General features: G+C 61.4%; 19 protein-coding genes and 1 tRNA gene. 10 read left to right on the forward strand and 10 right to left on the reverse strand.

The genetic code is table 11. The features are described 5' to 3' along the window. Positions 1-29: 29 nt before the first annotated feature. Complete coding sequence (locus tag QWI75_RS02815; protein ID WP_289267169.1) at positions 30-209, reverse strand: hypothetical protein; 180 nt, start codon at positions 207-209, stop codon at positions 30-32. A gap of 77 nt (positions 210-286) precedes the next feature. Between QWI75_RS02815 and QWI75_RS02820 the strand changes: the two genes are divergently transcribed. Next, on the forward strand, positions 287-763 hold the full coding sequence (locus tag QWI75_RS02820) for a GNAT family N-acetyltransferase (RefSeq protein WP_289267170.1): 477 nt from the start codon (positions 287-289) through the stop codon (positions 761-763). 135 nt (positions 764-898) lie between these two features. Here the strand turns inward: QWI75_RS02820 and QWI75_RS02825 are convergent, their stop codons facing one another. The 4 genes from QWI75_RS02825 to QWI75_RS02840 all read right to left on the reverse strand — a co-directional run bounded on the left by QWI75_RS02825 (position 899) and on the right by QWI75_RS02840 (position 4,603). Beyond that, on the reverse strand, positions 899-1,537 hold the full coding sequence (locus tag QWI75_RS02825) for an outer membrane protein (RefSeq protein WP_289267171.1): 639 nt from the start codon (positions 1,535-1,537) through the stop codon (positions 899-901). A 220-nt stretch (positions 1,538-1,757) separates the two neighbouring features. After that, a complete protein-coding gene (locus QWI75_RS02830; protein ID WP_289267172.1) occupies positions 1,758-2,588 on the reverse strand; it encodes a metal ABC transporter permease in 831 nt (276 codons plus the stop codon). Positions 2,589-2,840: 252 nt separating this feature from the next. Beyond that, a complete protein-coding gene (locus QWI75_RS02835; RefSeq protein WP_289267173.1) occupies positions 2,841-3,620 on the reverse strand; it encodes a metal ABC transporter ATP-binding protein in 780 nt (259 codons plus the stop codon). A 44-nt stretch (positions 3,621-3,664) separates the two neighbouring features. Next, positions 3,665-4,603, reverse strand: a complete 939-nt coding sequence (locus tag QWI75_RS02840; protein ID WP_289267174.1) for a metal ABC transporter substrate-binding protein — start codon at positions 4,601-4,603, stop codon at positions 3,665-3,667. A 195-nt stretch (positions 4,604-4,798) separates the two neighbouring features. On the opposite strand from QWI75_RS02840, the gene QWI75_RS02845 reads away from it, so the two are divergent. Together QWI75_RS02845 and QWI75_RS02850 are read left to right on the forward strand one after the other, a co-directional pair. Then, positions 4,799-6,031 (forward strand): anhydro-N-acetylmuramic acid kinase, encoded by a 1,233-nt coding sequence (locus QWI75_RS02845; RefSeq protein ID WP_289267175.1) that lies wholly within the window; start codon positions 4,799-4,801, stop codon positions 6,029-6,031. Beyond that, positions 6,031-6,549 (forward strand): DUF2726 domain-containing protein, encoded by a 519-nt coding sequence (locus tag QWI75_RS02850; RefSeq protein ID WP_289267176.1) that lies wholly within the window; start codon positions 6,031-6,033, stop codon positions 6,547-6,549. Before QWI75_RS02845 ends, QWI75_RS02850 begins: the two co-directional genes overlap by 1 nt. 34 nt (positions 6,550-6,583) lie before the next feature. Here the strand turns inward: QWI75_RS02850 and ybgF are convergent, their stop codons facing one another. Then, entirely contained in the window at positions 6,584-7,141 is a 558-nt protein-coding gene (gene ybgF, locus QWI75_RS02855) for a tol-pal system protein YbgF (protein WP_289267177.1), read from the reverse strand. Positions 7,142-7,494: 353 nt separating this feature from the next. On the opposite strand from ybgF, the gene QWI75_RS02860 reads away from it, so the two are divergent. Further along, the gene (locus QWI75_RS02860; protein WP_289267178.1) at positions 7,495-8,310 is read left to right on the forward strand and encodes a right-handed parallel beta-helix repeat-containing protein; all 816 of its coding nucleotides are present in this window, start codon (positions 7,495-7,497) and stop codon (positions 8,308-8,310) included. 447 nt (positions 8,311-8,757) lie between these two features. On the opposite strand, the gene corA is transcribed toward QWI75_RS02860, so the two are convergent. Further along, on the reverse strand, positions 8,758-9,864 hold the full coding sequence (corA, locus tag QWI75_RS02865) for a magnesium/cobalt transporter CorA (protein ID WP_289267179.1): 1,107 nt from the start codon (positions 9,862-9,864) through the stop codon (positions 8,758-8,760). Between the two features lie 111 nt (positions 9,865-9,975). Beyond that, positions 9,976-10,896 (reverse strand): GGDEF domain-containing response regulator, encoded by a 921-nt coding sequence (locus tag QWI75_RS02870; protein WP_289267180.1) that lies wholly within the window; start codon positions 10,894-10,896, stop codon positions 9,976-9,978. A gap of 356 nt (positions 10,897-11,252) precedes the next feature. Between QWI75_RS02870 and QWI75_RS02875 the strand changes: the two genes are divergently transcribed. After that, positions 11,253-12,524, forward strand: coding sequence for a PQQ-dependent sugar dehydrogenase (locus QWI75_RS02875; protein WP_289267181.1), 1,272 nt, complete (start codon positions 11,253-11,255; stop codon positions 12,522-12,524). A 246-nt stretch (positions 12,525-12,770) separates the two neighbouring features. Here QWI75_RS02875 and QWI75_RS02880 read toward each other — a convergent pair whose 3' ends face one another. Beyond that, entirely contained in the window at positions 12,771-13,403 is a 633-nt protein-coding gene (locus tag QWI75_RS02880; protein ID WP_289267182.1) for a hypothetical protein, read from the reverse strand. 1,163 nt (positions 13,404-14,566) lie between these two features. Here QWI75_RS02880 and QWI75_RS02885 point away from each other — a divergent pair. Next, entirely contained in the window at positions 14,567-15,142 is a 576-nt protein-coding gene (locus QWI75_RS02885) for a hypothetical protein (protein ID WP_289267183.1), read from the forward strand. A gap of 509 nt (positions 15,143-15,651) precedes the next feature. On the opposite strand, the gene QWI75_RS02890 is transcribed toward QWI75_RS02885, so the two are convergent. Beyond that, positions 15,652-15,728 (reverse strand) — tRNA-Met (locus QWI75_RS02890). A gap of 89 nt (positions 15,729-15,817) precedes the next feature. Between QWI75_RS02890 and fmt the strand changes: the two genes are divergently transcribed. Genes fmt through pheS form a run of 4 tightly spaced genes read left to right on the forward strand, consistent with a single transcriptional unit; the run spans position 15,818 to position 20,569 of the window. After that, positions 15,818-16,780, forward strand: coding sequence for a methionyl-tRNA formyltransferase (gene fmt / locus QWI75_RS02895; protein ID WP_289267184.1), 963 nt, complete (start codon positions 15,818-15,820; stop codon positions 16,778-16,780). Further along, positions 16,731-18,278 carry a 16S rRNA (cytosine(967)-C(5))-methyltransferase RsmB gene (gene rsmB / locus QWI75_RS02900; protein WP_289267185.1) on the forward strand — a complete coding sequence of 516 codons (1,548 nt, stop codon included), beginning with the start codon at positions 16,731-16,733 and terminating at the stop codon, positions 18,276-18,278. Before fmt ends, rsmB begins: the two co-directional genes overlap by 50 nt. Further along, positions 18,278-18,985: a ribulose-phosphate 3-epimerase gene (gene rpe, locus QWI75_RS02905; protein ID WP_289267186.1), complete on the forward strand. Its 708-nt coding sequence runs from the start codon at positions 18,278-18,280 to the stop codon at positions 18,983-18,985. The genes rsmB and rpe overlap by 1 nt, the downstream gene beginning before the upstream one ends. 21 nt (positions 18,986-19,006) lie before the next feature. Then, positions 19,007-20,569 carry a phenylalanine--tRNA ligase subunit alpha gene (pheS, locus tag QWI75_RS02910; protein WP_289267187.1) on the forward strand — a complete coding sequence of 521 codons (1,563 nt, stop codon included), beginning with the start codon at positions 19,007-19,009 and terminating at the stop codon, positions 20,567-20,569. Position 20,570 lies beyond the last annotated feature (1 nt).

Raw genomic sequence — 20,570 nt, forward strand, 5'->3', positions numbered from 1 at the left:
TGGAAGAGGCTTCGCAGGGGGGCTGAAGGTTAATGGCCCATTTTCGGGCCGGTGGCGTTCGGCCCTTCAATCACCAGTCTCACCCGAACCAGGCTCTTGCAATGGGGGCAGGTGGTGCGAATCGTGTTCTCGTCCTCGTGCTCCAGCAGCTCTTCCTTGAGCCACATGAGTTTGAAGCATCGGGGACAGGCGCGGACTTGTGTTGCCATAATGCATTCCCGATTTGGTCGATAGCCTCCGGCATCCGATGACGTGCCGGCGGGCGGTACTCTAATACAGAGACCTCGTGCCACTCAAGACCAAGGTGTCGGACCAGACGAAGACTGTCCCAAGGCCTCGGAAATCCGCCGGGACGATCGTCTATGCGGACGGCACCGACATTTCCCCCCAACACCTCCTCCGGCTCTATCAGCAGGCCCCTTGGGCTAAGGGGCGGACCATCGAGGAAACGAAGGCGATGCTTAAACAGACAGATGAAGCCGTGACGGCCTGGGATGGAGCACGGTTGGTCGGATTCGGCCGGGTGCTGACCGATTACGTGTACCGCGCGTCCATCTGGGATGTGATCGTCGATAAAGCGTACCAGGGCCGGGGGATCGGCACGGACCTCGTGAATCGGATTTTGCGCCACCCGCGGTTGAAGCGTGTCGAGCTGTTCTGGCTCTGTACCCGCATGCCGGGTTTCTACGAGAAGTTGGGATTCAGCGCCAAGGAGCAGACCGGCATGGTGTGGACGAGGGGCAAGCAGGCGAAGTTGGAATAGTCTCCGCTCAGTGAGGAAGCATCGAGCCTATCGAGGCCCCATCATTCTCCGAGCAGCGTATCCGCGGCGGCTCACGCACAGCGGCCCGCGCCGGGGGATCGCGACGGCGCGGGCCGGGTCGCTCCAAATTCATCCTCAGAAAGTGTAGCGAAGGCCCACGAGCAGGCTCATGGTCGTCGCATCGAAGTTGCCTTCAGCCCCTCCGACTTCAATCCCGCCGCGATTGCGCTTCCAGGCGACTTCGGTGTTGAGCGCCATATTGGAGGTCAAGGGGAAATCCACGCCGCCGGCGAGACGGAACGCAAACGTATTGCTCACGTCGGTTCTGGGCGTCCCCGCCGCTTCGCTGAAGGAGTTGACGTTGACGCCGATGCCGGTGGAGAGATAGGGCATGGCATTGCCGAACCGGCCCGGGTGAAATTCCAACGTCGGCAGGATCGACACGGTGTTGAGTGTGCCCAGGTCCCGGCTGGGCGTTTCGTTATCGATGCCGCGGCGTTCCCAATCGACCATCAAGCCGGCCGAGAACCACTTGTTCAGTCCATACATCGCCTGAACGTTCAAGGCATGGCTGAGGCCTCCGTCCGTTCCCGCCAGGAATTCCTGAGAGAGGAGCGAGAGGCCGGCGCGCACGCCGATCTGGAATCGGCCCTCCTTGACCTGACCGTCATGCACCCAGTCGGCCGCCAAAGCCGTCGACCACAGGCCGAGGTTGCCGCAGAGCATCAGCGCCAGCCATCCTGCTGCCGATCGCCCCGTTCGTCTTCTCATCATGTCACCCTCCCTCCTCGCTCGTTGGAGATGAATCAAGAGACCGCTGGATTCGGATCATGCCGTGGACTCTGATGCCCAACGCGATCTCGGGGCCGCCGTTCGACTCTATAGCCCATTGATGCAGGAGATGCAAGCCAAAGAGCCGGGGACGGGCCGGCTCACTGAAAAAAGAGCACGGCCGGAAATCCTGTAGGGAACAGGCCGGTATCGGTAGAACTTCTCAATGCGTCAGAGTGGAAGAGCTGAGGCGTCTGTGTTTCGGGGACAGCAGCGCCGCCAGGATGAAGACAAGCGTCGCCAACAGCACGATCGTCGGGCCGGAAGGGAGATCCCACCAGTAGGACACCAGCACGCCGCCGATCGCGCAGCCGGCGCCGATGAGCACCGAGTAGGAGGTCATTTGCGCCAGACTGTGCGTCAACTGATAGGCGCTTGAGGCCGGGATCAACATCAAGGCGAAGACCAGAATCGCCCCGACGATCTTCAGCGACACGACGATGGTCAGCGCGATCAGCGAAAGCAGGAGGTAGAAGATCTTGCGGGCGGGAATGCCGGAGGCCTCCGCCATCTCCTGGTCGAAGGCGATGAAGTACAGCTCTTTCGAGAAGAGCACGATGGTGCCCAGGACCAGCAATCCCAGCAGTGAAATCGAAAGGAGTTCTTCCGGTGTGACGGCCAGCACGCTCCCGAACAGATATCCGTACACCTCCGCGTTGTAGGTCTTCATCAGCCCGATGAACAGAATGGCGAGCGCCATCGTGGCCGTGTACAGAATGCCGATCGAGACGTCCAGTTTCATCCGGCCCTTCTCCTCCATCAACCCCGTGATCCAAGCCGTGCTGAGTCCGAACAGAATGGCCAACGGCAGGGGCGGACCGCCGATCAGGTAGGCCAGCGCGACGCCGGCGAACGCGGCATGGGCCGTGCCGGCCCCGATGAAGGCCAATCCGCGAAGAACGACAAAGACGCCGATCAGCGAACAGAGCGCCCCGACGAGCGCGGCGGCAAGCAGCGAGCGCTGCATGAAATCATAGGTCAGCAGGTCCAGCATCGAGGTTCGGCGCCGAATGGTGGGCTGAGGGTATAACGCGTCCCGTCCGGAGAATCAAATGCCGTCGCCGGCCCGAGCGTCCTGAGCAATCGGTGCAAACAGCCGCGAGCAGAGGAGGACAGATACCTGTCACTCGTCAAATAGATCGATTGACGTTTGACGCATGACGACGAAACCAAGCGTCGATGCATCCGGTGCATGCCAAAAGCCATGCGTGCCACGACATGGCTGGTGGACTTTTTCAATACCTTGTCAGTGGTGATGGTAGTCCCTCACCGTCACCATGCCATGCTCGGAGATGAGCAGATCTTTCTCATACACCTGCTGCAAGACCTCCGGCTTGAGCACGTCTTCGGGCGGCCCGGCGGCGACGATCCGCCCCTTGAGCAGGAGCAACCGATCGACATGCGGGCTGATGAGGTTGATGTCGTGGGTCACGAACAGGACCGTCAATCCCAGGTCCCGATGGAGCTGGCGGATCAAATCAAGCACGCTGTGCTGGGTGGTGAGATCGATGCCGGTCGTCGGCTCGTCGAGCAACAACACCTGGGGCTGCTGGGCCAAGGTGCGGGCGATCATCACCCGCTGTTGCTGTCCTCCGGAGAGCAGCCCCAGCGCATTGTCTTGATAGTCAGCCATCCCGACCTTCTCCAAGGCATCCAGCGCGATTTGTCGATCGGCCTTGCCGGGACGTTTCAGCAGACCTAAAGCACCGTACCGCCCCATCATCACGGCTTCGAGGACGGTGACGGGAAAGTTCCGGTCGAGCACGCCCTTTTGAGGCAGGTAGCCGATCCGGGCTCGGTGATGGCAGCGCAGCTCTTCGCAGGAACAATCGAAGATGTGCAGGCGCCCGGAAAGCGGCGGAAGAAGCCCGAGAATCGCCCGGCAGAGCGTGGTCTTTCCCGATCCGTTCGGGCCGATCACGCCGAGAAACTCACCCTCGTAGATCTCCAGGCTCATGTCCCGGAGGGCGACGGTTCCCGGGAACCCGAAGGTCGCGTGGACGAACCGGATGATGGGTGGTGCCATGCGAAGGCTCAATCTGGCTGCTCAAGCTGCGCTCAGCCGGCGCATCACCGGGCGGGACGCACCGACTGGTCAAAGGCGCGGAGCAATTGGAGCACATTATAGCGGAGCATGTCGAGATAGCTATCCGTCCCCGGCAGGGCGCCCGGGAGCGGCGTCAGGATGGCGACCCGTGCCCCGGTTTCCCGCGCCAGCAGGGCCGGCAGCTTCTGATTCAGTTGGGGCTCGGACACGATGACCCGGATGTGATGGGTGCGGATCAAGGCGACCAGGGACTGGATGTGCCTGGCCGAAGGCTCCGAGCCAGGCTGCGTTTGAATCTCCCCGACGATCTCCAGATCGAACCGCTTGGCGAAATAGGGCCAGGCCGGGTGATGGACGATCAGACGCCGGTCCGGCAGCTTCCGGAGTTGGTCCAGCAATTCGCTTCGCGTACGGTCCAATTCTTGGAGGTAGACCGCCTGATTGCGCCGGAACTCCGCGGCATGGGACGGGTCGGTCTGGCTGAGCGCGTCGGTGATATGGCGAATCATCGTCACGGCGTTATCCGGGTCCAGCCACACATGGGGGTTTGAGCCGGAGTCATGGTGGTCATGGCCCGAGATTTCCGTTGAGGCCGCACCCTCCCGTGGACGATCCGGCAAGAGCGGGATGCCCTTGCCCGTCGTGACCAGCAAGAGGGAGGGATTGTTGGCGCTCCGGACCAGTCCGGACACCCAAATCTCCAGGCCAACCCCGACCTCCACCAGCAGCTTCGCCTTGCGGACGGCCATCACGTCGCTGGGTCGAGGGGAATAGGAGTGCTCGCTCTCCAATCCCTTGATGAGCGTCGCGATGCGGACGTGAGGACCGCCGATTCGTTCCACCCAATCTCTGAGCACCGGGATCGTCACGACCACAGAGATGGGGTCCGAGGCCTGGGCCAAAGGAGCAGGAGTCGACAGGACGGCGAAGGCCAGGACCAGGATTGTGAAAAGGTGTCTCACGAATCGAAGAAAGGCGCGAAGGGGCCGACACAAAGGCACGGGGGACCCTAGCATCGGGTCTGCATGAAGTCAACGGAGGGCAATCTGGTAGAACTGGCTGGCCGTGCCATCGACGAACTTGACCCGCGCGACCAGTTCCATTAGCGTAAGCCGCTTTTTGGGCTTGGCTCATCCGAGCATGGAGTGACCGATGGAATGGCGTTCGCCGAACGGGCAGATGGGGGCTCACGCATGCGCGTCGTCGGATTAATGTCGGGAACGTCAGGGGATGGCGTCGATGCCGCCCTGGTCGAGATCGGCGGACAAGGAGAACAGCTTGAGGTCCGCTTGGTCGCCTTTGCCGGGACGCGCTTTTCGCCGGATCTTCAACGGCGCCTGTTGAAGGCGGCGCTGGAGGGCTCCGTCCGCGAGATCTGTTACTTGAACGCCCTGCTCGGCGAAATTTTCGCGCGGGCGGCGTTGAAGGTGATCAAGCGAGCGAAGCTCACTCCCCCCGAGATCGATCTGATCGGGTCGCATGGGCAAACCGTCCACCATCTGCCGATCGGTTGGCGCGAGCCGGGGATCGGACCCGTGCGCGCCACGCTCCAGATTGCGGAGGCTTCGGTCATCGCCGAACGAACCGGCGTGACGACCGTGGCCAACTTCCGCGCCCGCGATATGGCGGTCGGGGGAGAAGGGGCGCCGCTGGCTCCCTATGCGCACTATATGTTGCTGCGAGATCCCAACCGGACCAGGCTCGTCGTCAACCTCGGCGGCATCAGCAATGTGACCGTCTTGGCCAAGGGCGCCGGCTTGGACCGGGTCCAGGCGTTCGACACGGGACCGGCGAACATGGTGCTGGATGGGTTGATCCAGCAGATGACCAAAGGCCGGCTGAGCATGGACCGCCAGGGGGTCATGGCCCGGTCCGGCCGGGTTGATGCCGCGCTGTTGAACGAGTTGTTGCGGCATCCCTATCTCCGGCGCCACCCGCCGAAGTCCACCGGGCGGGAAGAATTCGGCGCCGAGTTTGTCGCCCGGATCAGGGCCGTCCAGAAACGACGGAAGCTCGCCGATCGAGATGTCATGGCCACCTGCGCACGCTTCACGGCCGAATGCATCGGGAAGGCGCGCCGGTGGCTGCCGGGAGAGATCGATGAGGTCATTGTGGGGGGCGGCGGGGTTCGGAATCGGGCGGTGATGGGCCACCTGGCGCAGGTGCTGGCACCGGCGCCGGTGCGGACGTTGGACGAGGTCGGATGGTCGAGCAAGGCCTTCGAGGCCGTGGCCTTTGCCATCTTGGCCTATCAGACGGTCCATGGAAAACCCAACAATGTTCCCTCGGTGACGGGGGCCAGGAGCGCGGTGGTGCTCGGCCACCTCGTGCCGGGGACGCCGGAGTCGATCCTGCGGCTCCTCCATCGACTCGGAACGCCGGAACGCTGATGGACAAGACAGCATGGATCGTCTTGGGCGTCTCCTGCGTGCTGGCAGGGCTGTGGCTCTGGCGGGGGGTGGGCCGGCGGCAGCAGCCACGGCTGGACGACCGGACCTTGATCGACCGAGTCGGCCTGACGGCGCAGCCGGTCCTGTCTCGGGAAGAACTCGAATGGTACAACCTGATCAGGCTGGCGGTGCAGGATCGCTATCTGGTCCTGAGCCAGGTGCCGCTATGGGTCCTGGTTTCGATGCGCGGCGGCAACCGGAGCGAGCGCGCGACGTTGATGGGGCGGCTTGCGCTGAAACGGGTGGGCTTTGTGTTGCTGCATCCGGGAACGGGCGAGATCTACAAGGCGATCGACATCGGGAGCTTGAAAGGTCCTGCGGCCGTGGAGCGTCGCCGGGATCGGTTGATCGCGCAGGTCTTCGCGGTCGCCGGGATCGAGCATGTCCGGCTCGCTCCTCAGGACGTGCTCTCGGTTCCGGTCGTGGCGGCCAGCTTGGGAATCGAGTCCGGCGAGTGACGCAGCGGGGGGGACTGTCGGCGGCGCGAGCCGGTCACGGGTCGAGGTTCCGCTCCCCGGTCGGTGAGTATTTGGCCAATTCTTTTCGCGCCACGTCGGCTTCGACCGTGTCCGGCCACTCGGAGATCACCCGTTCAAACGTGATGCGCGCTTCCTCCGGCTGTCCGAGTTTGCCGTAGGTCAGGCCGATCTTCAGCGTGGCCGCCGTGATTTTCGGATTCACCGGGTAGGAGGACGCCAGTTCTGAAAACGTGTTCATCGCATCCTCGTACCGCCCGAGCCGGTATTGGCATTCGCCCAGCCAGTAACGGGCGCTCGGCGCGAGCGAGGACTTTCCGTGAATGGCCAGAAAGAACTGAAAGCCTGCGAGCGCCGCTCGATAATCCCGTTGCCGGTATTCCTCCATGACGCGGTCGTACAAGCGTCGAGCCGCTTCTGATCGAGTCTGGCGGCTTACAATCTGGCCATTGAGCTGGTCGAAGGCCTGTTCAGATACCGGGTCCTGTACGGGAGCTGCCTGCACCAGCGACTGGGCGGCTGGCAGGCTGAGCAGAATCCAGATCAGAAGCATGCGTTGAGAGAATGTGGTCATTGCTGCGTCCTCGCTTTCCTCTACCTCTGCGATCGTGCTAGCCGGACACTACGCAACTGCTATGCCATAAGGATCGATATGATCCCCGCTGCCGAGAATTGTCCGCTCGGCGATTCGGCCTGCAATGCTGCGAGCTTGGTACAGGACCCAGAAATGTCACCCTTCGCTGTTGCCCATGGATTCGGATCGGCGTTCACCAAAAGGTTCGCTCAGAACCATCTCTGCCTGTGGACAAGGGTGGAGTTGGTGAGGATCGGAATCCTCGGTCTGTCGGAACTTGACTTCTCGCCGAACCCTGTTCCAGGATCGCCGCTGCGAGTGCCAGCTCGTTGCGACCTCATCGTCCGCCGATCATGACCGTCTCTTCGGAAGCACCGCTTCTCTTTGACCAGCCGCCGCCGAATCCGGCAGGAGGGCGCACGCTCATCGTGGATGCCGCCGGCTCCAAGGCCTTTGTCCGTCCCAGCGAGGCGTTGCTCCAGGCCGGGCCGGACGATCTCGTCTTTGTCCGCCCCGGGACCTATGAAGACAAGATCTTTATTGCGGACCGTCCGGTGACGCTGATCGGGGCCGGGCGGGATGCGGTGCAGATCTTCAACCGTCGCGGGGGTCCGCTGTATCTGCAACGGGTGCCGTCGGGCCGCATCAGCGGGATTACGTTCCGCTATGTCGGCAGCGACCAACATTCAGCCGTGAACGTCTTCGATTCCTCCTGTACGATTTCGCACTGTCGGGCCGCGGACGGCATCCTCTCCGGCGTGGTGCTCTACGGACCGGAATGCCGGGTCGCCTTCATCGACAACGAAGTCCGCGGCAACCGCGAGTCGGGGATCTTCGTGTTCGGCGGAGCCTGCCCCCGGGTCGCCGATAATCTCTGCGTCGGGAACCATCACTTCGGTTTGGCCGTCCGCGATCCCGGCACACATCCCGAGTTCATCCGCAACACCTGCCGGGAGAACTATCTGAGCGGCATGCTCCTGTTCTGCGAAGCGCAGGCGCTCCTCCTCGACAATGTCTGCCGGGACAATCATCACTGGGGCGTGGTGATGACGCCGGACTGTGTTACGACGCCGGCGCGCGGCGATCTATCGAAATCCAACGACCTTGCCTCGAATCCGCGCGGCCCCCTGCAAGTCACCGAAACTCCGCTTTCCGAAATCGGCCGGTAGCCCACATTATTCATGACGGTTCGTGACGAAACCGCTAAGACGCCAGGCGTTGGACCCATTGCATGGAGAACAGCAATGGGTACCCCCACGCGGAGGCGCTTGCGGCTGAGGCGTACTTGAAACAGTACGTTGAGGCCGCGAGCGGCGAGCCTGCCCGCCAGCATGCCGCCAAGCCGCATGCTGGCTTGTCGCATCGGCGTATCGGCGGTTGCAGTAGAAGCGTTCATGAATAATGTGGGCTAGCAGGATGATCAAAAAGCCCGTTAGCCAGGGACCTGTTGCTCCTGGAATGCAACGAGCGATCGCCTCGTGGTCTGGTCGTCATGCGTCAAACGTCAAGCGTCAATCGACCAAGGATGACGGGGAAAGGGCACGAAGAGCTGTTGTTCCAATACATTTGACGAATGACGAGTGATGGACGTCGTCCTCCTGCTTGTTGCGGCAAATTTACAGCCACTGCTTGCGGTGGAAGAACCAGAGCATGCCGCCGGCGATGAGGACCATGACTGCCAGGGTGATAGGATAGCCCAGCGGGGATTTCAGCTCGGGCATGTAGTCGAAATTCATGCCGTAGACGCCGGCGATAAAACTCAACGGCATGAAAATGGTGGTGATGACGGTGAGGACCTTCATCACCGAGGTCATCCGGTTGCTGGCGCTCGACAGGTAGAGTTCCAGCATGCCCGCGATGATGTCGCGGTAGGTTTCGATCGCGTCGATGAGTTGGATGGTATGGTCGTAGAGGTCGGCCAGATAGGTGCGGGTGAACTCGGTGATCATCTGTGATTGCCCCCGCTGGAGGGTTCCGATCACTTCGCGGAGCGGCCACACCGCCCGGCGCACGAACAGGGCGCAGCGCCGCAGGCTGTAGAGTTCCTTCAGGATCTCCGGTTTCGGGTCGCTGAGAAGTTGTTCCTCCACCCGTTCCGTGACCTCGCCGATCCCCTCCAATACGCCGAAGTAATTGTCCACGATGGCGTCCAGCAAGGCGTACACCAGATAGTCGGCGCGTTGGGTTCTCAATCGTCCTCGCCCGGTCCGCAACCGATCCCGCACGGCGACGAAGGGATCGTTGCCGTTCTCCTGAAAGGTCAGGACGAATCCCTGCCCGAATACGAAACTGATCTGTTCCGTCAGCAGATGGCGATCCTGAACGGCATAGCTGAGATTCTTCACCACGATGAAGCCGTACGTTCCATAATCCTCGCCCTTGGGGCGCTGCTCCGTGTTGACGATGTCTTCCTGCACCAGCGGGTGCAACTGAAATAGGGCGCCCAGTCTTTCAATCAGGCTCAGGTCGTGGATGCCGCTCACGTTCACCCAGCAGATCTGGTTGTCGTTCAACAGCCCGGGCAGTTCATCGAGGTTGGCCAGCGACGGCTCCAGACAGCCTTCCGCATTGAACAGCATGAACTGGAGCGTGACCGGCCCGACTCGGGGTTCGCCGATGTGCACCAACGTGCCGGGCGGCAGGCCGGCCTTGCGGGATCGCCGCCGCTGGCGCTTGGGTTTGGGGGTTTCAGTCGGAGCCGCAGGAGCCGGTTGATCGCTCATCTGGTGGAGCACTCTGGTTGGAATGCCGCGGTTCGGGCGCACTCTACCCTGTGCGTACGACGGGTGCAACATCTGGGGATTTTTCGCGAAGGTCGGCGACGGCGATGGGGATCAGTTTGACGAGCGGCGCCCGACCGCCTGACTTCGGAAGAAGGCAAAGCGAGTACCGCCCTGTTGTTTGGCGAGGTACATGGCCGAGTCGGCCTGTTTCAGCAGCCCGTCTGCACTTTGATCATCCTGGGGAAACAGGGTGATGCCCAGGCTGACCCCGACCGTCGCCTGCCTGGTCGGCAGGGCGCAGGGTTGTTTGATCGACTGAATGATCCGGGTGGCGACCGTCTCGGCGCCCTGTTCCGTCGCCGTCCCTTCGAGGATGATCGTAAATTCGTCGCCGCCCATGCGCGCGACCGTATCGACCTCCCTGACGCAGTTCTTCAGCCGGTCGGCGACGATCTTGAGGACCAGGTCGCCGGCGTCGTGCCCCAGCGAGTCGTTCACGGCCTTGAAACCGTCCAGGTCCAACAGCATCAGCGCGAAGCCCTGTTGGGTGCGCCGGGACCGGGCGATGGCCTGTACGAGCCGGTCTTGAAAGAGCGCGCGGTTGACCAAGCCCGTCAGTTGATCGTACTGAGCCAAATAGGTCAGCCGTTCCTCGGTCCGTTTGCGCTCGATCGAATAGCGAATCGATCGGGCGAGCAGGTCGCCCTGGATCTGGCCCTTCACCAGGTAGTCTTGGGCGCCTTGCTGGACGGCTTGAAGGGCCGCCGCCTGGTCGGCGTAGCCGCTCAGGACGACAATCGGAATGCCGGGACTAGTCTCTTGCACCAGGGTTAGGGTCTTGAGGCCTTGGCCGTCCGGGAGCGACAGGTCCAGCAGCACCGCGTCGAACCGGTCCCGGCTCAACGAAGCAAGCGCGCGCGTGAGGTCGGGGACGTGGCTGATCTGAAATTGGTCCGCGCTCCAATCGGAGAGAATGTCCTGGGCCAGTTGGGCGTCCACGGGGTTGTCTTCGACGAGCAGGATCTTCAGCATCCCAACACTGTCCTAAGGCAGGTCATGCCGACCAAGCCGATTGTGCACCGGCGGTGACCGACCGGCTGGATGGACCATATGGACCGGGATGGATCGGTCCGGGCCTCTCAGCGGCCAGTGTAGCCTGCCCGATAGAGCTTGCCAAAGAATTCGCGGAAACCGGAAGGTGATCTGGAGGATGGCCGGGTGCGCTCTGCTAGGGATTTCACCAGTTTTGGGGAGGCACGGACGGAAAGCAAGGTGATGGCGACGACGGCGCTACGGCATAATGTGGTCGGAAGAAAGGCGCGCGACCGCTATGTCGAGGGAGGGAGACGTGGAGACCTGGCGAGTGGCCGAGATCAGGGAAAAGGTGCATGCTCAATAACTGGACGATATTCCTTCGTAAGGATCAGGCGGTTCCGGTCGGCAAGACAGAGCTCTTGTCACCCCGCACCCTGTCTCTGTGGCGGGCGCTTTCGCTCGTGCTGGCTTGTTCGGCATGTAGTGGGGGAGACGACACCGGAGGAACGACGGCGGGCGATCCTTCGCCGCCGCCACCCTCTTCGATCGCCGTGAAACTCGAGCCCATCACGATGGCGCTTAGTGCGCCGGTGTTCATGACTGCGCCTCCAACGGACAATACCCGCCTGTTCATCGTGGAACAGGGCGGCGCGATCAAGGTCTTCGATGTCTCAACCGGATCGCTGCTCTCCACCCCCTTTCTCGACCTCTCTGGTGCCATCGCGAGCGGCGGCGAGCGCGGCTTGCTCGGGATGGCGTTCGATCCCAGCTATCAGAGCAACGGGCGCTTCTATGTGCATTACACGGATACCAATGGTGATATCGTGATCGCTCGGTACCTAGCCAGTACCTCGAACGCCAATGAAGCGGACCCGTCCTCTGCCGTGATCTTGCGCAGGATCGCCCATCCCACCTTCTCAAACCATAACGGCGGCATGCTGGCCTTTGGACCGGACGGCTGTCTCTACGCGGGACCCGGCGACGGGGGCGGAACTGGTGACCCGAACAACAACGCGCAGAACCCGGCCTCGCTATTGGGCAAGCTTCTCCGACTGGACCCAACCACCGGCAACGGCTGTACGAATGCCATCCCGAACCCCTTCGCCGGTGCGGGAGGAGCGCCTGAAGTCTGGAGTATCGGGTTGCGGAACCCCTGGCGCTTCTCGTTCGATCGGCAGACCGGCGATCTCTACATCGGCGATGTCGGGCAAAACACCCGGGAGGAAGTCAATGTCTCGCCGGCCCCCCATGCGGGCCGGCAAGCCAATTACGGCTGGCGATTGATGGAGGGATTCCTGTGCTTCAATCCTGCGAGCAATTGCAATCCCGGCGGACTCACCCTACCGGTGCTCGACTATGACCAAACGGGAGGCGCCTGTTCGGTCATCGGCGGCTATGTTTATCGCGGGACGGCGATCCCGTCGCTCCAAGGCACCTATTTCTATGCGGATCTCTGCGCGGGCTTTGTCCGGAGCTTCCGGTACCGGAACGCGCAGGTGACCGACCAGTTTGAATGGCCAAGCCTGAGCCCGGGGCCCTCGATTACCAGCTTTGGCGAAGACGCGCAGGGCGAACTGTACATCATGACCTTGAACGGCGGCCTGTGGCGCATTGCACCGCTGTAAGTAAGAACTCAAAAATGGAACACTCCACTACTTCAGGTCTATACGCACTGTCACAACGTGAACTGCAGGAAGCCTATCGGCTGTGAGGAGTGGGGGTAACTAGCGGAGTAGCCGTGACACGGGGCGGGTTTAAATGCTCGGTGCAGAAGTGGATGCCATGAGAGGTAGAATGTCCCCTTTGTTTCTTCAGCACATTCATCCGGCCGTAAAGGACAGGACCTAATTCTCCGGCGGACAACAGTTCGACTAGGTAAGTAAGTACAGCAGTGTTGCCAATCCCACACCCATTATTAATAACTTAAGTATATGGAGGACGGGCTTGGCCCATGCCCGCTTTCTCGCCCTCTCGATTTTCTGCTTCTCGTCCCTAACTTCCTTGAGTATTAAAGATGGGTGTGGCTCAAAATGCGTCTCCAATTCCATTCTTACCAACTGAGTCTTTAGGACCTCGCCACAAGCTAACTCGTTCGTTCTTGAGGGAAAGTCTAGGCCACTCCGCAAGCGCATAGTCGTTCCGGGAACCAGGGTGCCCTGTCGCAGAGCATCCAACGGAAGTGCCGCTTCAAAATAAACTTGATAGTTCGACTTATCTCGTTTTTGAGGGTGTATTTCATCCAAGGACAACGTGCCTACGCAACGCTCCTCTGCATCCAGAAAATCGTGCTCCTCCACTTTGCGAGTCGACATAACGAACTTGATTGAGCCTGTGACCTCGATGAGGTCATATGGCTTTAGGCGCTCAGACCACTCTTCGTGCTTAAAAGAATTCAAGCATCCTTCTAGTCTCGTAGTTACTATCACATATGCCGTCTCGTCACTGTAGAAGCCACTTTTTGTATTTATTTCCACAACTCTGAGGGCCGCGCTGAAATCACTCATGGAGATTTCTCCTCCGAAAGATGAGCGGACCAGGTCGCGACGCGAGGCCAGGAATTGTTTTCATGAGCCATTTGGGGTGTCTGGCGGGCACAGCCGGGACTCCAAGTCACACCGCTTGCACAGCCGTCGCATCCACCCATCCTCCCCATTAGGCGCTCCTGCTGCTCACTTGCGCAGAGTACCTCGAGTTTCCACTCGTGCTCCGCACGATTCAGTTACCTGATCCAGGCGAGCCGCAGCCCAACCGGGCCAGTCATGCAGCCACGACGTAAGCGGAGCCTTCTCATGCGCCTGCCGCCAGAGACTCGACCACTGCCAAATTTCCCCCGTTCCGCGAGCTTAGCCCGCAGCGCGTCCCCTTCAACATAGCATGGTCAAAAATAAAAGTAGAATGTCCTTTCCTTGTCCACAACCGCATCATGGCTCAGGGTCATCACCTGTCCCGCCGGATTGGGAGCGTATATGAGGTTGAAAAAGGGGGTATTCAACTTTTCAAGTCGAGGCGCGTTATCACTGTGTGAATTACAGGAAGCCGTTTGGCTCCAGGGCGTAGGCATAACGGACGGACAGCTATGATGCTGAAGGCGCAAGGCTGGAAGGGCGGTGTGCGGAGGGCCTCTGCCCTGGCGGGCGAAGGTGTATCACATGCTAGACGGCTGTCGCCGTGTCGGTCTGCCGTCCTCGCGCGCGGGTGCGACCTCAGGGAGATTCAATCAGGCCATTGGTTGCGAGGGGCGGCTTCCCTCGTAATTTAACTGCGCAAACATTATTGAGGATTCCGCTGCGGTGAGACTTGGCGAGGCATGGGATATGAGCGCTGGTTAGGAATTGGCGAAGGGGTAGACAGCAGGAGTAATACCGTCTAAACTAGCTGGGCTTATATAGAGAGGTATACAAAGCGATGGCACCTGTTGATAGCACAATACCCCTTGAGCTGACGCGAGAATCGATTGTTCAGCAACTCGATCGTGAGGCTCGGCGCCGCCTGAACATCTCTGGTGAGGAGTTAGTGCGCCAATTTCGTTCGGGTCTACTGAAAGACTGTGGCAAGGTAGCTGACTTATTGGCGCTCGCCAGCCTCCTAACTGAGGACGACCCTCTGTTTGCCGCTGCCTGACCTCCATTCACTTCTCGCACACGCTCGCGACCTTACTAAGCGCTACATGGCGGGGAAGAACCCTGGCTCTTTCCAGGCGTTCCGCGACCTGGTGCAACTGCTTCTGGGCAATACCGTTATTCCAGCCCATGCAGCCGTGCGTCTGATCAAGGGCCCAAGACCGAATGTTTATGTTCTCGGAGGATACCAAGGTCCAACCGACCCAGTGGAACTAAACGATGGGCGATTCCTGCGTGTAACAATGACGCTCTTCTGGGTCTCGACCAAAGATGGGGACCGCGTCAAAGTAGAGACGTCCAATTTCCAGTACCAAATGGACAAGCTTGGTGACCGCTGGATCTGCCGGTACGACTACATCCGAGAAGCCCCAGACCAGCACCCTTCGACTCACCTCCACGTGCGCGGTTCGCTAACCGAGGACTGCCTGAGCGGCGATTTCCCGCTTGAACGGGTCCATTTCCCTACCAATCGCGTTTCTATCGAGGCCGTTATTCGTCTTCTGATAGAGCAGTTCAAGGTGACCTCCAACACCCCTGAGGAGATCTGGCGACCCCTCCTAGCAGAAACCGAAGCGGCGTTCATGCAGATTGCCCATAAATCATTATCAGGTCCCGCGACCTGATCGCTGTGTCCTCTCAGACTATTTGCTTGGCCTCTCACTACCTGGTTCTGCATGGTATGCCTCTGTAGGACGTTCAACTTTTGGTCTAGGCGCTTCGTCACAGTTTGAACCGCAGGAAGCCGTTTGATTGCAAGGTGAGAAGGTACGACGTGGCAATGGGACTGGAGACACGAGGCTGGAAGGGCGGTGTGCGGAGGGCCGCTGCCCTGGCGGGCAAATGGTGTATCAGATGCTGGACGGCTGCCGTCGCGCCGGCCTCGCGCTCCGGCGCGGCCTCACAGGCGCGGCGGCCATCGGGAAGACACCGCACAGGGGATTGATATCAACGCATCAGGGCAAGGCCCGAAGCCACCGTCCTTCGTCAGCCTGGACCATGGGAATCCTCTCTCCCTCGGGGCTAAAAATATTCGGTGGGGGATGGCGTTCAGAAAAGAGGAAGATCTTGGCGGCAAAATAAAACGGGCTCGGCATTCCGAAGCCGAGCCCGTTGGAAGATTCCATTAGGCCGTTGGTTGCGGGGGAAGGATTTGAACCTTCGACCTTTGGGTTATGAGCCCAACGAGCTACCAAGCTGCTCCACCCCGCAGGCGGATGCTAACAGAACGTTTCGCCTGAATACAAGATGCGGAGGAGGAAAGTTGCGCGGCGGTGGAAAAGAATGGTAACAGGCAGGTGATGCGGATCGTCTTCATGGGCACGCCGGAGTTTGCCGTCCCTTCGCTCGAGGCGCTGCTCCGCTCGGAGGATCAGGTGGTCGGGGTCGTGACGCAACCGGACCGGCCCAAGGGACGGGGCCAGGAATTGGCCGCGCCGCCCGTCAAGCAACTGGCTGAGCGGTCCGGCGTTCCCGTGCTGCAACCGACCAAGATGAAGGACCCCGCCTTTCTCTCTGCGCTTCAAGCCTGGCAGCCGGACGTCATCGCCGTGGCGGCGTTCGGGCGGATTCTTCCGCCTGCCATCCTGTCGCTGCCGCCCAAAGGCTGCATCAATGTCCACGGATCGTTGCTCCCCAAGTATCGCGGGGCCGCGCCCATTCAATGGGCCATCATCAATGGCGAGCGGGAGACCGGCATCACGACCATGTTGATGGACGAAGGGATGGATACCGGCGCGATGCTGCTCCAGGAAGCGATTCCGATCGAGCCGGACGACACGGGCGGCTCGCTCGGGGCCAAGCTGGCGCAGGTGGGAGCCAAGCTGCTCATCGAAACCATGCGCCAATTGAAGGCCGGGCAGTTACGGCCGATTGTCCAGGACCACGGTCAGGCGACGCTGGCGCCGATTCTCAAGAAGGAACATGGGCTCATCGACTGGACCCTCGCCGCCGCCGCCTTGGCGAATCGCGTGCGAGGTCTCTCCCCCTGGCCCGGCGCCTACACCTTTGCCCGTTTGAATCAGCAGATAGAGCGATGGAACATCTGGGAGGCCCAGGCTTCCGAGACGGCTGGCTCCTCCGGCCAGCCCGGTACCATCAGCAAGGTGGAGAAGGACCGGTTGCTCGTGGCCACGGGAGAAGGCGCGCTTGCCATCACAGCCCTCCAGCCTGCAGGAGGCCGCCGCATGACTGTCGCTCAGTATCTCGCTGGCCATGCGATCAGCCCCGGCCTCGTCTTGGGGCCTCCTCCGGCAGAGGGATGACGCCACCATCCGCCGGCCCGGTTCGTCACGTTCCCTCGTGAAACGTCCTGACCAAACAGCACAAGCGAAAAGTAGGCACAGGAGCGCACGGACAGTTGCGCTGGATGTGCTCGGCGCGGTGGAGGATCGGCGCCTGCACGCCGAGGACGAGCTCGATCGCGCGAGCGCCGCCGCCTCGTTGGATCAGCGCGACCGGGCACTGCTGTTGGAGCTGGTCTATGGAGTGTTGCGGCAACGGAGCCTGCTCGATTGGCGGCTGAACCGGGTGGCCGATCGTCCCATCGAACGGCTGCCCCCTCCGATCCGGTGGATTCTCAGGCTCGGCGCCTATCAGATCCTGTGGCTGACTAAGATCCCGCCTCGCGCGGCCGTGCATGAGACGGTGGAATTGGTTCGAGGAACCAAGCTCCACAATCGCGACCATTGGACGCGATTCGTCAATGCCGTGCTCCGGGCCTTGTTGCGGTCTTCCGATATGCTGTTGCCCGATCCTTCCTCCGATCCGCAGATCAATCCTATCAAGCCCATCGAGGCGTTGAGTGTCCGCTATTCCTGTCCGCCCTGGATGGTCGAGCGGTGGATCACGCGCTTGGGCATTGAGGGGGCCGCGGCCCTCTGCCGGCAGGTGGCGGCAGAACCCCCGCTAACGCTCCGCGTCAATCGGATCCGGCTCCAACAGGCCGAGCTGCTGTCGACTTTCCAAGCGGCCGGCATCGCGGCTCGGCCGACCGAGGTCAGCCCGGATGGGGTTGTGGTCGAGCGAGGCGGCAATCCTGCCGAGCTTCCTCTGTTCCGGAAGGGAGGATTCTATATTGAGGATGAAGCGGCCCAGTTGATCCCGCGCCTGCTCGGTCCGAAGCCGGGAGAACGGATCCTGGATGCCTGCGCGGCGCCAGGCGGGAAAACCACGCATTTGACGGCGCTGATGGAGAATGAAGGAGAAGTCATCGCGTTGGATCGCAGCCCGTCGCGATTGCGACTCTTGAGGGAGAATCTCCTTCGATTGGGCGCGACCAACGTGAAGTCGTTCGTTTATGACCTCGCGACGTTGCCGCGCGCTGATCGATTACACGATCGACCACAGCCTGAGGCCGACTTCCCGGCGGACCTGCTTCAGCCGTTCGATCGGATTCTGCTCGATGCGCCCTGCAGCGCCTTCGGCGTGTTGCGCCGTCATCCCGAAGCGAAGTGGCAGAAGAGTGCGGAAAGCCTCTCCGACCTGCATCGATCGCAGCTTGATCTCCTGGACAGGACCGGCCATCTCTTGCGGCCCGGCGGCGTGATCGTCTATAGTACCTGCTCGACTGAGCCAGAAGAAACCACCCAGGTGATCGACCGCTTTTCCGAGGCGCATCCGGAGTTTGTGCGAGAGTCGGTGGCGCCGGAGCTTCCTCCCGTTGCCCAGTCTTTAGTCAACGCGCGCGGCGAATTCTGCTCAGCCGTGAACGCATTCAACATGGACGGCTTTTTCGCGGCGCGCCTCCGTCGGTCTTCGTGATGACTCGCTCGACTCTCAAGATTGCACCCTCCATCCTTTCAGCGGATTTCGCGCGGTTGGCCGACGAAATCGCCCGCGTCGAACAGGGCGGGGCGGATTGGCTGCACGTCGATGTCATGGACGGGCATTTCGTGCCGAACCTCACGGTGGGGCCGCCGATCGTCGAATCGATCCGCAAGGTGACGCGCCTGCCGCTCGACGTGCATCTAATGGTGACGAATCCGGACGACTGCATCGGCGCCTTTGCCGAGGCCGGCGCGGACTATCTCACGGTGCATGTGGAGGCCTGTCCGCACCTGCACCGGACCGTGCAATTCATCAAGGAGCGCGGGGTCAAGGCCGGCGTCACGTTGAATCCGGCCACATCGGTAGTCACGCTGGAAGAAATCCTTCCCGATGTCGATCTGGTCCTCGTCATGTCGGTCAATCCAGGCTTCGGGGGGCAACAGTTCATTCCCGGCTCGCTGGACAAGATCAAAAAAATCCGCGCGATGCTGGATCAAGCCCGGAGTCAGGCCCTCTTGGAAGTGGACGGGGGTGTCAAGGTGGACAACGCGGCTCAAGTCGTCGAGGCCGGCGCGGACGTGTTGGTGGCGGGCTCCGCCATCTTTTGCAGCGCCGACTATGCGGGCACGATCAAGGCCATGCGCGAGGCGGGCCATGCGATGCCGGACGGGTCTCGTGGACGCAGCTCCGTCTCCAGGTAACCGGCCGAAAGTCGAGGTGGCGTGGACCGCAGGGCATTGATCGATAGTCTCCATCCCCTTGAGGGCAAGGTCCTCACGGCCCTGGCTCGGGAGGTGCAGCAAGCCCAGTCCCTGGAGGCCCTCGCCGCAGCGACCCAGCTCGAGCCGTCGCAACTCAGCATGGCGGTGGAATGGCTTCTCGCCAAGAAGCTGATCCGCGTCGAATCGGAAGTCGTCACTTCTCAGGTCTCCCTCACCAAGATCGGTGAACAATTTCTCCAAAGCCACTCCCCGATCGAACGGGCCTTGGCAACCCTACGAACGGCCAGCGATCTGGGGCAGAGCTACACCATTCAGGAACTACAGGCCAAGGAGCAGATCGAGCCGTCGCAGATGAGCGGCGTGGTCGGCACCCTGAAGAAGGAAGGCGCGATCCGGATCGTCCAGGGCGGCTATGTGCAGGCCACCGGCCGCCCGAGCCCTACGGCGGAGACGTTGCGCGGCCTGTTGGAACAGTTGAAGGACGGTCCGACCGATCTGGCGGCGATCGCGGAGCCGGCGCAGGCGGTCCTCAAACAGTACGCGGTTCGACGGGGCAATACGCAGGAACCGTTCCGCATCGACGAGCGGGTGACGCGCGAATACTCGCTCACCGGCGAGGGCCGGGAAGCGGCCGAAGCCTTGGCGCAAGTCGGCGAGATCGAGGAGGTCTCGCAGTTGACGCCGGAGATGCTGAAGGACGGGTCCTGGCGTCACAAACGATTTCGCAAGTACACGATCAGCCTACGGCCGCCGCGAGTGGCGCCCGGCAAGCGGCACCCGTATCGGGAGTTCCTGGACCTGGTGAAGCTGCAACTCGTCAGCATGGGGTTTCAAGAGATGCGGGGCTCGCTGGTCGAGACCGAATTTTGGAACATGGACGCGCTCTACATGCCGCAGTTTCATCCGGCGCGCGACATTCACGACGTGTACTTCGTCAAAAACCCGACCCATGCTTCCGCGATCGAGGAGCCCTTCCTCTCGCGCGTGAGCGCCGCGCACCGATCCGGGGGCAAGACCGGCTCGACCGGCTGGGGCTATGAGTTCAACGAAACCAGGGCGAGGCGATTGGTGCTGCGGAGCCAGGGCACGGCGGTCTCCGCCCATTGTTTGGCGAGCAGGCCGCTCATTCCCGGCAAGTACTTTTCGATCGCCCGCTGCTTTCGCTACGACCAGGTGGATGCGACCCACGCCACGGATTTTTTCCAGATCGAAGGGATCGTGCTCGGAGCCGACATCAATTTCCGAACCCTGCTCGGGCTGCTGCACTTGTTTGCGCGGGAAGTGGCGCAGGCGAAGGAAAGCAAGTTCTTGCCGGCCTATTTTCCCTTTACGGAGCCGTCCGTCGAGCTGCACGTGCGTCATCCCAAGTTGGGCTGGATGGAGTTGGGCGGCGCGGGCTTGTTTCGGCCGGAAGTAACGATTCCGCTCGGCGTGGATGTGCCGGTGATCGCCTGGGGTTTGGGGTTGGACCGGATGGCGATGGTCGCCCTCGGCATTCACGACATTCGCGATTTGTTTGCCGCGGATTTGGATCTGATCCGGACGACCCGGGGTAAATTCTAGA

The sequence above is a fragment of the Nitrospira tepida genome (assembly GCF_947241125.1).
Classification (GTDB): Bacteria; Nitrospirota; Nitrospiria; order Nitrospirales; family Nitrospiraceae; genus Nitrospira_G; species Nitrospira_G tepida.